This window comes from Ruegeria sp. CDSC085 (genome assembly GCF_059610465.1).
Map to the genome: position 1 here is coordinate 45,250 of NZ_JBXWNR010000012.1, position 13,443 is coordinate 58,692.

The following is a 13,443-nucleotide window of genomic DNA, read 5'->3' on the forward strand; positions in this document are numbered from 1 at the left end:
AACTCGCTGGTGGGGGGCGATCCCTGAACGACTCAAGGGACCGGAAGATCAGACGCTTCCGGATGTTGGGGCGTCATCTACGCCGATGGACTGCCCGAGTCAAGGTGGGCCCTAGGTAAACGCACCGCGCGTGGTGTAATCTGGATGGACCAAGTCCAGGGGCGCTATGAAGGACAATCTTCCGCAAAGAACGAACGAGTATGTCGGACAAGTCACCAACACAGACATCTGGTCCAGTTTCGATATCCGTCCAGACGATATCTTTGTCTGCACACCGCCCAAGTGTGGAACAACATGGACGCAGACGCTGGTTCGGATGCTGATCACCGGTAGAGCGGATCCTGCAGTTTATGACAACAAGGTCTCGCCATGGTTGGACGCTGGATTCAGGGATCAGGAAGAACAAGCCTCTCAATTGGAGGCGCAGACGCATCGGCGCTGCATCAAGACTCATACGCCTTTGGACGGGATCACTTATTCACCAGATGCGACTTATCTTGTGGTGCATCGCCACCCGGTTGACGTGCATTTCTCGCTTCGAAATCATGTTGCCAATATGAAGGAAGACTGGCTGGACTATCTGTTTCCCGATGATTTGTCCGAGGCGTTTGCGATGTTTCTGGAACGGCCCGCATCGTCCAGGGGCACGGATGATCTGACTCTCAGATCGATCATTCATCACTTTCGATCCTTCTGGGGTTACCGGCAGCTGCCCAATATTCACTTTCTGCACTATGCAGAACTCAGTCGTGACCTGCCGGGTCAGGTGGCCCGGATAGCCCGGATTTCAGATATCAATATCGATCCAAAACTGGTCAACGACATCGCCGAGGCAGGCAGCTTCGGTTCGATGAAAAACAATGCCGAACGCGCGGCACAAGCGCCGGGCTTCCAAACTGTCTTCCACGACTACGCGCAGTTCTTTGCCTCAGGAACCAGCGAGAAATGGGAAGGCAAGTTAACGGCGGAAGACATGGGGCGTTACGGTGCATGTATGTCCGAGTTAGTTTCACCCGAGGAACGCTTGTGGCTGGAACGCGGCTTGGCCCCTTAACCCGCCCCGACTTCACGACGGTCTTGCCCGAGCTTCGATGGAAGCCAGTCATTTACGGCATCAGCCAACCGATGAGAACCAGACCCGCTGGAAAATGCTTCGACAATGGGATGGCGACCGGCGCTCATCCCTTTCTCAAGAACAAGGACCGGGCGATACAGCGTCGAGGTGCCGTTTTTGCCGCGGGATGTCGTGCTTTCGACTTCAGCGTGGGACAGGTTGGACAGCGTGTGTTCAACCGCTTCATAGCCAAAGACGGATTGGCGGCGGATCAGGATACTGTCCTTCCTCCTGTCCAGAATGATCTGAACCCGTCTTACAAAAGCGCAAAAGGCACAAAAGCCAAGACCGCCTCCGCCCAGGGCGAAGATCAGGCCGAACCAGATGCCTTCGCCGCCCGTGCTCATCAGGAAAATACCGGAACCGACAAAGGCCAGAATGAAAATGACCAGCATGATACCGATGAACCAGGGCGTATTGGCGATGATCAGTTGGTTCGGGGTGTCTCGGGTCACTTTCATGGCGGTATGCTAGCACCGTTCCAACACCCTGTTCCAGTTTGATTTGCCCGCGCCTTGCGCGAATGGAATCGCAAACAGGCAGGCACCAAGACCGCATCTCCTTGATTTCAGGCAGAGCGGGTGCCGGGGTCACCTCCACGTGCAGCAAGCCAGTCATTGACCGTGCCGGTGATGCGTTCGGCACAGGTTCCGGTCGAAAAAGCTTGGATGATCGGATGACGACCCGCACTCATACCCTTGTCCAGCAACAGAACTGGACGATGACGGCTTGCGAACAACCATGCGGGCTTGTTCAGTATGGTTTCAACTTCTGCATGGGACAGGTCGGACAGAGCGTGCTCTATAGCTGCATATCCGAAGATGGATTTCTGACGGATCACCAACGTGCCCTTGGTCCGGTCAAATATTACCTGAACGCGCCTCACCAGCAGGTGAAAGCTCCATAAACCCATAGCGCCACCAAAGATGATCATGCTCAACCCGTACCAGAAAGCCGACCCGCCAGCCCATGTCAGCAAAAGGCCAAGCGCTGCAAAAATCAGGGTATTCAAAGCAAACAGAATTCCGAAGAACCAGGGGGTATCGCTGAGGATCAGCTGTTGGGGTGTGTTGCGCGCGACTTTCATTCGGACAGGCTATCACCCGGGCGATTGTATGTCCCGCGCTTGAATTCCAAGCCTTGGTGCGCGATGAGCAGTTTAAACAGGAGGGTTTCGTGGACGCTTCATCCGCCTATCAGGACACACTGCCGCTGAGCTCCGACGCATTGTTGACGCGGATGGATGGCTGGGGCTTGACCTATCGCCTGCATACCCATGCGCCTTTGCGTACGGTTGAGGATGCCAAGGCGGTTGAAGACCAGTTCATGGTGCCGGGAGAGTACGCGCTTCGGGTCAAGAACCTGTATCTTCGCGACAAGAAAAAGCGCAACTATCTGGTGACCTTGGAGCAAAGCCGCGAGATTGATCTTAAGGCGCTGGGGGCCGAGCTGGGCATTGGCAACCTGTCCTTTGGCTCGGCGGACCGTCTGTTCCAGAACCTAGGCATACGTCCCGGCGCGGTCAGCCCGCTGGCGATGATCAACGGAGTTCAGAATGATGTACGGTTCTTCATGGATGCGGCGGCAAAACAGGCCGAGTTGATTTACATGCACCCCCTTGTCAACGACCGCACCGTGGCCCTGAAGCGGGCAGATATGATGGCCTTCTTCGATCGCATCGGGTGCGAGGTCACCTGGTTGCCCTGATTATATCAGCGCCTCTTTCAGTGCGGCGGCAACATGCGCGGCTGACGGGTTGACGAACAGGTGTCCGTCAGCTTCGAACACCGGATCGTCCAGGTGGTTCGGAAAAGCCAGTGGAAGCTCGGTACAGGCCAGCAGAATCGCGGTTCCGGGGCTGGCGTACTTGTCGCAAAAGGCCAGTAGTCGGGCCCGGGCCGCGTCGGATGCGCCGCCGTAGAAGTCACTGTCGATCATGGCCTGCATCTCGGAAATCTCGGGTTCGGGCAACCGTTCATTTGCGGCAATGCCTTCGGCGTCCAGACGATCCGCATAGTTGGTGGCCTGCATCGTCACGGCTGTTCCCAAGACCAGAGCCTTGGACGCGCCAGTTCCTGCAGTGGCTTCGGCGGTCGCGTCAAAGATGCTGAGGATTGGCATCGAGACACCCTGCCGTATCGCGTGTAGCCGCGCATGGGGGGTGTTGGACGCGATGATGCCGAAATCGCACCCGGCGCGTTCGAGAGTCAGCAGGGCGTCGCGGAACACCGCGTCAAAATCCGCCCAGCTTGCCTCATCCCCGACAGCACCACGAAGGGCACGTGTCCTGGCCTGCGTGACGGATTCGATGGTCATCGGAGGGATTGGCAAAGGCGAGCCGTGACCACGTTCAGCGAAATAACGCCCGGCCCCTTCGGCAATGGCCCTGTAATAGTCGACGGTCGAGGCCCAGCCCACGCCACCCAGAATACCTATTTTTTTCATGCGCCCCGTCCAGTCTGCCTGTTTGCTAACCGGCAGACTGGACGTTTCAACGCCTATTGACCAGAGGCGATCAGGCTGCAAGCTCCGCCACTGCCTTGCGGGCATTCTCCAGCGCCGCATCCGGGTTTGCGGCCATCTGATCCGCGGCGATGACGTCGACGTCGTGAATGCCGATAAAACCCAGAACGTGGCGCGCGAAATTGGTCGCGAAATCAGATTCGGACCCGACAGGAACACCGCCCGATGCGATGGTCAGAATGGCACGCTTCCCTTCCAGCAGGCCTTTGGGGCCGTTTTCCGTGTAGGAAAAGGTCAGACCCGCGCGGGCAACCAGGTCTATCCACGCCTTGAACGCCGCGGGGACCGAGAAGTTATAGATCGGCAGGCCGATGACGATGGTGTCGGCGTCTTGCAATTCGGAAACCAGTTCGTCCGACAGGGCCAGCCGGTCGCGCTGTACGTCGTCGCGCTGGTCGGCGGGGGTAAAATTGGCGGCGATCCAGTCTTCCGTCAGCAGGGGCAAGGGGGTGGCCAGATCACGACGGATGATGCGTTCTGCGCCCAGTTGCTTGACCACGCGGTCGGACAGATCGCGGGTGGTCGAATTCACGCGGCGGGCAGAAGAGTCGATATGAAGGATAGTTGTAGCCATTGTTCAGGTCCTTTGGGTCACGGGAATCTTGTCCTGCCGCCAATATGATTATTGCGTTTGCGAACGAAACTCGGATACATCAACAGTTATTGTTGGAAATTGCACAGTGATGACATTGCCATGGACAATTGGGATGAAGTGAGAACCGCCTATCAGGTGGCACGCATGGGTACGGTCAGCGGCGCGGCAGAGGTTCTGGGTGTTCACCATGCCACCGTGATCCGTCACATCGATGCGATCGAGTCGCGGTTGGGTGTCAAACTGTTTCAGCGTCATGCGCGGGGATACACACCGACCGAAGCAGGCGACGATCTGCTGCGTGTGGCGCAGGCTACCGAGGATCAGTTCAATCAGCTTGTCGGCCGGATGAAGGGTCGCGGAGACGACGTCTCGGGTGAATTGGTCGTGACATCTCTGGGGTCTCTTGCGCCGTTGGTCGTGCCAACGCTCACCGCGTTTCAAAAGATGCATCCGGACCTGATCGTGCGATACCTGACCGGCGACCGGCTGTTCCGGCTGGAATATGGCGAGGCGCATGTGGCGATCCGCGCCGGATCGGCCCCCGATCAACCCGACAATGTTGTCCAACCGTTCCGGCAAGAGGAAGTCGGCCTTTATGCCAGTACCTCGTACATCAAACGGTTCGGCAGGCCATCCGGCATCGAGGATTTCGGAAACTATCACTTCGTCAGTTCTGACGATGAGACCAGCCGCGCGCCGTTCACCCGCTGGTTGCGCGCGACGGTACCTGCCGATCGCATCACCTTCCGCTGTACAAACAACTTCTGCATGCGCGAGGCCGTTCTGGCCGGTGCAGGCATCGGTTTCATGGCCCGTTGGGAGGCCGCCCGCCACGACAATCTGGTCGAGGTGATTGATCCGCTCCCGGAATGGTTCGGCAATCTTTGGCTGGTGACCCACGTGGATTTGCATCGCACCACCAAGGTGCAGGCGTTCCTGAGCTATCTGAAAGAAGAAGCCAAAGGCTGGCAGCCATGAATCCGCAGATGCGTGGCCATCTGGCCATGCTGACCTTCTCAGCCCTTGTTGCGGGCAGCTTTTCGCTGGGGTCCATGATCGCCAACGAGATTGCCCCGGCCGCTCTGAACGCGGTGCGCTTTGCGATTGCCGCTGCGGTGATTGGTTTGGCCGCACTTGCAACAACCGGCCTGCCACGCAGCGCCGCGCAGGCGCCTTGGCGTTATCTGGTACTTGGGGGTCTATTCGCCACCTATTTCGTCCTGATGTTTTATGGGCTGCAAACCGCCCCGCCTGTCAGTGCGGCCGCGGTATTCACTTTGACACCAGTTGTTTCTGCCATGGCGGGGTGGGTCTTGTTGCGCCAGATCACAACGCCGCGCATGGCGCTGGCACTGACCATCGGTGCGGTGGGCGCGCTGTGGGTGATCTTTCGGGCCGACTGGCAGATGTTCCGTGCCTTTGAAATCGGTGGGGGCGAGATCATCTATTTCTGGGGCTGCGTCGCCCACGCGATTTATACGCCCATGATCCGCAAGCTGAACCGAGGAGAGCCCGCCGTGGTCTTTACCTTTGGTACGCTGGTCGCCGGGTGCCTTTTGTTGGTCGTGCTCGGCTGGTCTGACCTGATGGCAACCGATTGGGCTGCGCTTCCGGCCATTGTCTGGATCGGCTTGTTCTATATTTCGTTCTTTGCAACGGCAGCCAGCTTCGTGCTGGTGCAGTTTTCTTCCCTGCGGCTGCCGTCGGCCAAGGTCATGGCCTATACCTACCTGGTTCCCAGCTGGGTCATTCTGTGGGAGATTGCGCTGGGCAAAGGCGTGCCACCCGGTTTGATCCTGGGTGGTGTGGCGCTGACAATCATCGCTTTGCTTATGCTGTTGAAAGAGGAAATCCCGCCCTCGGTGCCAGTTCGCCGCGTCATGGAATAAGGCCCATCTTCGCGGGCGGAACCGGGCGAATCCAAGATACATCCCAGAGATAGTTTTTGTTGAGCCAGATCAAGGCGCCCTGGCGGCACCTCCATTAGCTTCGTCAGCAAGCTAAAGGAGGAGATTATGTTCAAACACATCATGTTGCCGATTGACCGGCATCTACCGCCCGAGGTTCGCAAAGCGGCCGATGTCGCTGCACAAGTTGCAAAATGGCAGGGGGCTAAAATTACTCTGGTCAGCGTCACCGGGGCCCATATGGGTGAATCCTCGGAAACCGAAGCTGAGATCGACAAGGAACTGGCGGAGTTCACCGAACAGTTGGCTGCTGAGAGTGGATCCGACGTTTCCATGCGCAAGGTGCATTCGGTCGACGTCGCCGCCGAAGTGGACAGCGATCTGACCCGTGCTGCAGAAGAGATTGGCGCAGATCTGGTCATTGTCGGCACCCACGCACCCCGGATCACCGACTACATCTTCTCAAGCCACGCCGGTTATCTGGCGAAACACGCCAGCATGTCGGTTTTTGTGGTGCGTTAGGCCTCGTCCGACCTCGGCAGTTCAATTTCCAGAAACCGTTCGAACGCGTCCAGATTGACGGGCTCGAATTGCCCGAACCCCTGCATCCAGACCGAAGCGGCGCGCAAGGCGTCAGGTTCGAGTTTGCACCACTTTACCCGCCCGCGTTTTTCCTGACTGATCAGACCTGCCTTGGTCAGTATCACCAGATGTTTGGAAATCGCGGCCAGCGACATCTCGAACGGTTCGGCCACATCTGTCACGGCCATATCATCCTCCAGCAGCATCGCCAGGATAGCGCGGCGGGTGGGGTCGGCGAGGGCTGCAAAGACTGTGTCGAGATCGTTGGACATGTGTCCGCTCAACCATAGCCGTCGGGATTGGTCAACCATTTGGTTGAATATGGAGATTCAGGGCTCTGGCGGCGCAGCGGTGGCCATCGGAGCGATTGGCGTGCCTTGGGTCTTCTGGAAAATATAACTTTTTCAAAATGTTAAGGTGCGTCAATCAGGGCGTTCTAGGTCGTTGACTCTGCGCCTTTCGCGCCTTAGCACCATGCCCAAGACTGTACGAGGGAAACGCCCGTGACCGATGATGACCAAAAGCAGCGGATGGCGCAGCTGGAGGCCAAGATCGAGGCGGCGAAAAAGGCCAAGGCGCCAAAACCTCGTGCGGACGCTGACGTGTCCGGGGGCGAGCTTGCCTGGAGGATGGTCATTGAAATGGTTTCCGGTCTCGGGATCGGATTTGGCATCGGATACGGGCTGGATAGCCTGCTCGGGACGATCCCGATCTTTTTGGTGCTGTTCACATTGCTGGGCCTTGTCGCGGGCGTGAAGGTTATGCTCCGCAGCGCACAACAGGCCCAAGAGAAACAAACGGCGGCATCGGCGGCCGAGAAGGACGAGAGGGACTGAACGTGGCAACTGAGACCACCGCAGCAGAAGGCAGCAGCCTGGTATTCCACCCGATGGATCAGTTCATCGTCAAGCCGCTGTTCGGCGACGGTGCGATAGGCATGTTCACGGTCACCAACGTGACTCTGTGGTTGTTCTTTGCAGTGCTGGCCGTAACAGCTCTGCTGGTTCTGCCTACATCCAAACGTGCCATTGTGCCGACGCGTATGCAGTCGGTGGCGGAACTGGCCTATGGCTTCATCTACAAGATGCTGGAAGACATTTGCGGCAAGGAAGGCGTCAAGTACTTCCCTTATGTCATGACCCTGTTCATGTTCATCGTGACCGCGAACTTCCTGGGTCTGATCCCGACCTCGTTCACCACGACATCGCACTTCGCCGTGACCATCCCGCTGGCGCTGGCCGTGTTCCTGACTGTGACCATTTTGGGTTTCGTCAAGAACGGCGCCGGGTTCCTGGGTTTGTTCTGGGTGTCCAGCGCGCCGCTGGCGCTGCGCCCGATCCTGGCAATCATCGAGCTGATCTCGTACTTCGTGCGTCCGGTCAGCCACTCCATTCGTCTTGCCGGTAACGTCATGGCGGGCCACGCGGTGATCAAGGTTTTCGCAGGCTTCGCCGCGATTGCCGTGATTTCGCCCGTGTCGGTTCTGGCGATCACCGCAATGTACGGCCTTGAGGTCCTGGTGGCCTTCATTCAGGCCTACGTATTCACCATTCTGACCTGTGTATACCTGAAGGATGCGCTGCATCCGTCGCACTAAGGTCCGATACCCAAACATCGAAACTTCCAATTCGTAAGGAGAAACATCATGGAAGGCGATCTCGCACACATCGGCGCAGGCCTGGCAGCAATCGGTTCCGGCGCAGCCGCAATCGGGGTGGGCAACGTAGCAGGCAACTTCCTGGCCGGCGCCCTGCGCAACCCTTCGGCGGCTGCTTCGCAGACCGCAACCCTGTTCATCGGTATCGCATTCGCAGAAGCCCTGGGGATCTTCGCATTCCTGGTCTCGCTGCTGCTGATGTTCGCCGTCTAATCTGCGGAACCTGATCCTTACGCGCAGGTGGGCCCAAGCCATAGCGGCCCATCTGTTGTAAAGACAACGTTCCGACGGAGGACATCATGGCGACTGAACCCATTTCAGAAGAAGTAGTTGGCTCGTGCGTCGACTCGCATGGCTCTGCCATCGGGATGCCACAGCTCTGCTTCGATTGGTTCCCCAACCAGATTTTCTGGCTGGTCATTACGCTGGTCGTCATCTTTCTGGTCCTGTCCCGCGTGGCCCTGCCGCGCATCGCGGCAATCCTGGCGGAACGTCAGGGGACCATTACAAATGACCTGGCTGCGGCCGAAGATCTGAAGGCCAAAGCGGTCGAGGCCGAAGAGGCCTATAACAAGGCGCTGGCCGATGCCCGTGCCGAAGCGCAGCGGATCGCTGCCGAAGCACGCGCCGAAATCCAGTCTGGTCTGGATGTCGCGATTGCAAAGGCGGACGCGGAAATCGCTGCAAAGGCGGCTGAATCGGAAAAGGCGATTGCCGTAATCCGTGTCGGTGCGCTGGAAAGCATTCAGGTGGTTGCCAAGGATACGGCGGCTGAACTGGTAACTGCGCTGGGCGGCGAAGCGGAAGCTGATGCTATTGCCAGTGCTGTTGACGCGCAGACGAAAGGATAAGCGACATGCGGAACACTCTTGCTCTTGTCCTGACCGTTGGTGCAGCCAGCCCGGCCTTTGCCGCAAGCGGCCCGTTTTTCTCGCTTGGCAATACCGACTTTGTCGTCCTTCTGGGCTTCATCGTCTTCATCGCGGTCCTGTTTTACTTCAAGGTCCCCGGTATGATCGGCGGTGCGCTGGACAACCGTGCCGAAGGCATCAAATCCGAACTGGACGAAGCCCGTGCGCTGCATGAAGAAGCACGCACTTTGCTGGCCTCTTACGAGCGCAAGCAGCGTGAAGTTCAGGGGCAGGCCGATGCGATTGTTGCAGCAGCGAAGGAAGACGCGGCTTTGGCAGCAGAACAGGCGAAAGTTGACTTGGAAAAGTCGATCGAGCGTCGTCTTGCGGCTGCTCAGGACCAGATCGCTTCGGCTGAAGCATCTGCAGTGAAGGAAGTGCGTGATCAGGCCGTTTCGGTTGCGGTTTCCGCGGCAAGCTCGGTTCTGGCGAAGCAAATGACCGCAGCGCAGGCCAACAAGCTGATCGATGCATCGATTGCAGATGTAGGTGCCAAGCTGCACTGAAGGGTGACCCCGACAGACAAATGAAACAGACGACCCGAGAGCTTTTGGCTGTCGGGTCTTTTGTTTTTGGCCCGCTTCTGTTTCTGTTGTTCGAAACACTCCGAATCCTACGACCTGCCGGGGATCAGGTTGATAGGAGCGCTCCGCTGGGGGCGTGACAATAGCAGGGAAAGACAGGCGGTGTCAGGCAACGCAGTTTCGATGAATATTGTCGGCGTCGTCCGAAATGGCGGGTCGGCGCTGATCGACACGATCAACAGGATCGAAAACCTGTCCGCGCAGTTGCGCCGGTTCACTGTCACCATTGCGACGAACGACAACACGGACGGTACGGATCAAGTGTTGTCCGACTATGCGGGTCAAAGCAGGCATGTCGATATCATGCGACTGGATGGTCTAGCGTCAGAATTGCCAAACCGGGTCGAGCGCATCACGGCGGCCAGGAACGCAGTTCTCAAAAAACTCGAGGACCAAGACAGGGACCTGGAGTTGACACTGGTGTTGGATATGGGTGGTCCGAATACCTGCCTGGATGCTCAGGCAGTTCTGGCAGCAGCGCAGCGGGTCGCCCCGTTGTGGGAAGGTGTTTTCGCCAACCCCAAACCAGCGTATGACGATATCTACGCGCTGCGATGCCCTGGCTGGTGTGATGAAGACGTGTGGCAACGCATTCAAAGCACGCGCAGGCCGCTGTTCGGGCGTCATAAATGGCGCCGGTCTGTTATGAAGTCCGCTGTTTTTGACCGCCAGTTTCACATTCCTGCCGATACGCCCCTGATCCCGGTCGACAGCGCTTTCGGAGGTGCTGGGTTGTATAAATCCCGCGCGCTGCGGGGATTGCGCTATTCTTGCCGGGACGAAAAAGGCCGACAAGTGTGCGAACATGTTATGCTGCACAAACATCTGAGGGATCGCGGTGCAAGGCTGTTCATCGACCCGGCCCTGACAACACTGGCCGCTGAGGACCGTCTGGGAGAAGGCAGCGGGGCTCCGTTTCCCCGACATCTGCTTCCAGCCGCGTCAGGCGCCGCCTAGTCCCGGCCTTGCCCTGCTCTGTCTGAATTATCAGGACGGCCCTTAGGTCCGCCCGGTTTCGTGTTGCAGCCTTTGTTGCGCAATAGCTTCGTTCCGATCGGTCTTTTGTTGGTCCGCCATACAGCGTTCCACAAAGTCCAAATGGCGTTCAATTGCATTTCGTGCAGCCAAAGGATCACGCTGTTGCAGAGCCACATTGATGGCGCGGTGCTGATCCAGGATGGCCTCGCGGGTGGCGCGCTGACGGAACATGGTCTGGCGATTGTAGAACACCCCCTGCACCAGCAGGTCATACATCGACCGCATCATATGCAGCATCACCACATTGTGGCTGGCCTCGATGATGGCCATGTGGAATTCGGCATCCAGCTGCGCCTCGTCATTCGCAGCGTTTCGGTTGTGGGCCGCCTGCATCTTGTCAAAGATCGCTTGAACGACCTTAAGGTCGCTGTCTGATCCCATCCGCGCGGCCCGTTCGGCCGCCAGCCCTTCCATGTCACGGCGAAAGGACAGATAGTCGAATACGGCTTCCTCATGGCTGCCGAACAAACGGATCAGCGCAGGGGAAAAGGCAGAGCCCAGAACCTCGGCCACATAGATCCCGGATCCGGCTTTCGCGGTTAAAAGCCCCTGTTCCTGAAGTTCGGAAATTGCATCACGCAAGGACGGGCGCGAAACGCCCATGCGCTCTGCCAACTCTCGCTCTGATGGCAGGCGCTCTCCAGGGCGCAGGATGCCACGCAGGATCAGAAGCTCGATCTGGCGAACGACTGCGAGCGACAGTTTTTCCGTCTGAACTTTGTGAAAAGGCATCTCATCTTCCGAAATTGGTCAATTCATTTGACCATGGACGCCGGTGCTGTTCAAGAATCCCCGGTCACATCCGCCGAAAAATAAGGTCAGCAATATTGACTTTAATGTGAGAGGGCATAGGCTGCGCCGAATTGAGATCGGAGGAACCTCATGTCCCATCACCCTTTGTTTGCCACTCGGGCCTCGCGGATGAAAGCGTCAGAGATTCGCGAACTGCTGAAGCTGCTCGACCAACCCGGCATCATTTCCTTTGCCGGTGGGATTCCTGATCCCGCCCTGTTTCCCGCCGATGCATTTGCACAGGCGTTTCAGCAGGCCCTGGGGCGGGATATGCAAGCGCAGGCGCTGCAATACTCGGTCAGCGAAGGCTATGTCCCATTACGGCAGTGGCTGGTGCAGCACATGCACGAAATCGGGGTGGAGTGTGACATCGACAACATCCTGATCACCTCGGGCTCACAGCAGGCGCTGGACTATCTGGGCAAGCTGTTCCTGTCCCCCGGCGATACGGCCCTGGTTGGGTGGCCCACTTATCTGGGTGCGCTGGCGGCATTCAACGCCTATGAGCCGCGCTTTGACCGGCTCAATGGCAACCAAGGGGCGGACGAATACAAGGCCGCAGCAGGCGAAGGCACTGTGAAGTTCGCCTATCTGTCAGCGGATTTTGCAAACCCGACAGGAGAAACCGTGGACTTGCAGGGCAGGGAGGCTCTGCTGGATCTGGCCGAGGAGCTGGATTGCGCGTTGATAGAGGACGGAGCCTATCAGGCTCTGCGCTACGACGGGGAACCGATCCCCCCCATACTGTCTTTGGAGCAGGCCCGCAAAGGGTCAATCGAGGACTGTCGGACGATCTATTGCGGCAGTTTCTCGAAAACGCTGTCGCCTGGTTTGCGCATGGGATGGGTCGTTGCGTCCAAGCCAGTCATTTCTCAGATGGTACTGCTGAAACAGGCAGCCGACCTTCATTCCGCGACCATTAACCAGATGGCCGTGCATCAGGTGGCGCAGGCCTGTTTTGACACTCATATTCCAAAAGTGCGCGAAGTCTATCGCAGCCGCCGTGATGTGATGCTGAACGCATTGGAACAGCATATGCCGGACGGGGTGGATTGGACACGCCCTGAGGGTGGAATGTTCATCTGGGTCACGTTGCCCGAGGGGAGGATTGGCTCTGACCTGCTGGCGCGTGCGCTGGACACAGTCAAAGTAGCTTTTGTTCCGGGGCAGGCGTTTTTCCCGGATGGCAGCGGTGCAAACACGATCCGTCTCAGTTTTTCAAATTCCGACGAGGCGACGATTCGCGAAGGCATTCGCCGGCTGGGAGAGGTGCTGCGGGCCTGACGTTCGGAAAGGTTCTGTTAACCAAAATGCTGCAACTCTGCGGCATGATCCGGTTTCTCGCACCTCTGTTGCTGGCCGCCTGCGCCGCCGGCACTCCGCATTTTCGCGATGTTCCTGCCACGCGCGTGGCTGTGAATGGCAGTGTGTTCGATGTGCGCGTGCGTGGCGATCTGGCCGAGGCTGTGCGGATCAACGCACAATACGCCCCTCGGCTGGGTTCAGTTCGGGATCGGGCCGCGTTGGCGATGGCGCAGGTTTCGGGCTGTCCGGTCCTGGATGTTTTGGGTGATGCGGCGGTCACGGTTGGTGTTCTGGGGTGTGATCGAGAGGCGGGCAAGCAATTGCTGCTGACAGCCGTCTCTACCCCGAACTACGAGTGCATCGACTATGGTGCCTATGAAAATGTCGGTGACGACTACGGTTACCAGGTCTTTGAATGCACCCCTTATTAAAACA

Annotated in this window: 20 protein-coding genes; 14 read left to right on the forward strand and 6 right to left on the reverse strand. The window is 58.0% G+C overall.

Annotated features, from left to right (window positions below; genetic code table 11):
* The first annotated feature begins 166 nt into the window (after window positions 1-166).
* A complete protein-coding gene (locus tag AC2FJB_RS16255; RefSeq protein WP_496719543.1) occupies window positions 167-1,054 on the forward strand; it encodes a sulfotransferase domain-containing protein in 888 nt (295 codons plus the stop codon).
* Here the strand turns inward: AC2FJB_RS16255 and AC2FJB_RS16260 are convergent.
* Both AC2FJB_RS16260 and AC2FJB_RS16265 read right to left on the reverse strand, forming a co-directional pair.
* Entirely contained in the window at window positions 1,051-1,575 is a 525-nt protein-coding gene (locus tag AC2FJB_RS16260; RefSeq protein ID WP_496719541.1) for a hypothetical protein, read from the reverse strand. The genes AC2FJB_RS16255 and AC2FJB_RS16260 overlap by 4 nt on opposite strands.
* A 107-nt stretch (window positions 1,576-1,682) precedes the next feature.
* Window positions 1,683-2,201, reverse strand: a complete 519-nt coding sequence (locus tag AC2FJB_RS16265; protein ID WP_496675947.1) for a hypothetical protein — start codon at window positions 2,199-2,201, stop codon at window positions 1,683-1,685.
* A gap of 89 nt (window positions 2,202-2,290) precedes the next feature.
* On the opposite strand from AC2FJB_RS16265, the gene AC2FJB_RS16270 reads away from it, so the two are divergent.
* On the forward strand, window positions 2,291-2,821 hold the full coding sequence (locus AC2FJB_RS16270; RefSeq protein ID WP_496719539.1) for a prolyl-tRNA synthetase associated domain-containing protein: 531 nt from the start codon (window positions 2,291-2,293) through the stop codon (window positions 2,819-2,821).
* On the opposite strand, the gene AC2FJB_RS16275 is transcribed toward AC2FJB_RS16270, so the two are convergent.
* Window positions 2,822-3,559, reverse strand: coding sequence for an aspartate/glutamate racemase family protein (locus AC2FJB_RS16275; protein WP_496719538.1), 738 nt, complete (start codon window positions 3,557-3,559; stop codon window positions 2,822-2,824).
* Between the two features lie 70 nt (window positions 3,560-3,629).
* Window positions 3,630-4,211, reverse strand: a complete 582-nt coding sequence (locus tag AC2FJB_RS16280) for an FMN-dependent NADH-azoreductase (RefSeq protein ID WP_496719537.1) — start codon at window positions 4,209-4,211, stop codon at window positions 3,630-3,632.
* A 120-nt stretch (window positions 4,212-4,331) separates the two neighbouring features.
* Here AC2FJB_RS16280 and AC2FJB_RS16285 point away from each other — a divergent pair, with 120 nt between their 5' ends.
* The 3 genes from AC2FJB_RS16285 to AC2FJB_RS16295 all read left to right on the forward strand — a co-directional run bounded on the left by AC2FJB_RS16285 (window position 4,332) and on the right by AC2FJB_RS16295 (window position 6,661).
* Window positions 4,332-5,210 (forward strand): LysR family transcriptional regulator, encoded by an 879-nt coding sequence (locus AC2FJB_RS16285; protein WP_299900437.1) that lies wholly within the window; start codon window positions 4,332-4,334, stop codon window positions 5,208-5,210.
* A complete protein-coding gene (locus AC2FJB_RS16290) occupies window positions 5,207-6,121 on the forward strand; it encodes a DMT family transporter (RefSeq protein ID WP_496719536.1) in 915 nt (304 codons plus the stop codon). The genes AC2FJB_RS16285 and AC2FJB_RS16290 overlap by 4 nt, the downstream gene beginning before the upstream one ends.
* A gap of 126 nt (window positions 6,122-6,247) precedes the next feature.
* A complete protein-coding gene (locus AC2FJB_RS16295) occupies window positions 6,248-6,661 on the forward strand; it encodes a universal stress protein (protein ID WP_117869902.1) in 414 nt (137 codons plus the stop codon).
* On the opposite strand, the gene AC2FJB_RS16300 is transcribed toward AC2FJB_RS16295, so the two are convergent.
* Window positions 6,658-6,993: an ArsR/SmtB family transcription factor gene (locus AC2FJB_RS16300; RefSeq protein ID WP_299637197.1), complete on the reverse strand. Its 336-nt coding sequence runs from the start codon at window positions 6,991-6,993 to the stop codon at window positions 6,658-6,660. The genes AC2FJB_RS16295 and AC2FJB_RS16300 overlap by 4 nt on opposite strands.
* Before the next feature lie 231 nt (window positions 6,994-7,224).
* Between AC2FJB_RS16300 and AC2FJB_RS16305 the strand changes: the two genes are divergently transcribed.
* The 7 genes from AC2FJB_RS16305 (at window position 7,225) to AC2FJB_RS16335 (ending at window position 10,830) form a co-directional block, all read left to right on the forward strand.
* Window positions 7,225-7,557: an AtpZ/AtpI family protein gene (locus AC2FJB_RS16305; RefSeq protein WP_496719535.1), complete on the forward strand. Its 333-nt coding sequence runs from the start codon at window positions 7,225-7,227 to the stop codon at window positions 7,555-7,557.
* Between the two features lie 2 nt (window positions 7,558-7,559).
* On the forward strand, window positions 7,560-8,318 hold the full coding sequence (locus AC2FJB_RS16310; RefSeq protein ID WP_117869899.1) for a F0F1 ATP synthase subunit A: 759 nt from the start codon (window positions 7,560-7,562) through the stop codon (window positions 8,316-8,318).
* Window positions 8,319-8,366: 48 nt separating this feature from the next.
* Window positions 8,367-8,591 (forward strand): F0F1 ATP synthase subunit C, encoded by a 225-nt coding sequence (locus AC2FJB_RS16315; RefSeq protein WP_005981269.1) that lies wholly within the window; start codon window positions 8,367-8,369, stop codon window positions 8,589-8,591.
* 86 nt (window positions 8,592-8,677) lie between these two features.
* Complete coding sequence (locus AC2FJB_RS16320; RefSeq protein WP_496719534.1) at window positions 8,678-9,229, forward strand: F0F1 ATP synthase subunit B'; 552 nt, start codon at window positions 8,678-8,680, stop codon at window positions 9,227-9,229.
* Between the two features lie 5 nt (window positions 9,230-9,234).
* A complete protein-coding gene (locus tag AC2FJB_RS16325; protein ID WP_117869897.1) occupies window positions 9,235-9,795 on the forward strand; it encodes a F0F1 ATP synthase subunit B in 561 nt (186 codons plus the stop codon).
* Between the two features lie 20 nt (window positions 9,796-9,815).
* A complete protein-coding gene (locus AC2FJB_RS16330; protein ID WP_496719533.1) occupies window positions 9,816-9,953 on the forward strand; it encodes a hypothetical protein in 138 nt (45 codons plus the stop codon).
* 22 nt (window positions 9,954-9,975) lie between these two features.
* Window positions 9,976-10,830: a hypothetical protein gene (locus AC2FJB_RS16335; RefSeq protein WP_496818679.1), complete on the forward strand. Its 855-nt coding sequence runs from the start codon at window positions 9,976-9,978 to the stop codon at window positions 10,828-10,830.
* A 42-nt stretch (window positions 10,831-10,872) separates the two neighbouring features.
* Here AC2FJB_RS16335 and AC2FJB_RS16340 read toward each other — a convergent pair whose 3' ends face one another.
* Window positions 10,873-11,643 carry a FadR/GntR family transcriptional regulator gene (locus AC2FJB_RS16340; protein WP_117869895.1) on the reverse strand — a complete coding sequence of 257 codons (771 nt, stop codon included), beginning with the start codon at window positions 11,641-11,643 and terminating at the stop codon, window positions 10,873-10,875.
* Window positions 11,644-11,793: 150 nt separating this feature from the next.
* Between AC2FJB_RS16340 and AC2FJB_RS16345 the strand changes: the two genes are divergently transcribed.
* A complete protein-coding gene (locus AC2FJB_RS16345; protein WP_496719531.1) occupies window positions 11,794-12,987 on the forward strand; it encodes an aminotransferase-like domain-containing protein in 1,194 nt (397 codons plus the stop codon).
* 44 nt (window positions 12,988-13,031) lie between these two features.
* The gene (locus tag AC2FJB_RS16350; RefSeq protein WP_496719530.1) at window positions 13,032-13,439 is read left to right on the forward strand and encodes a hypothetical protein; all 408 of its coding nucleotides are present in this window, start codon (window positions 13,032-13,034) and stop codon (window positions 13,437-13,439) included.
* The last annotated feature ends 4 nt before the right edge of the window (window positions 13,440-13,443 follow it).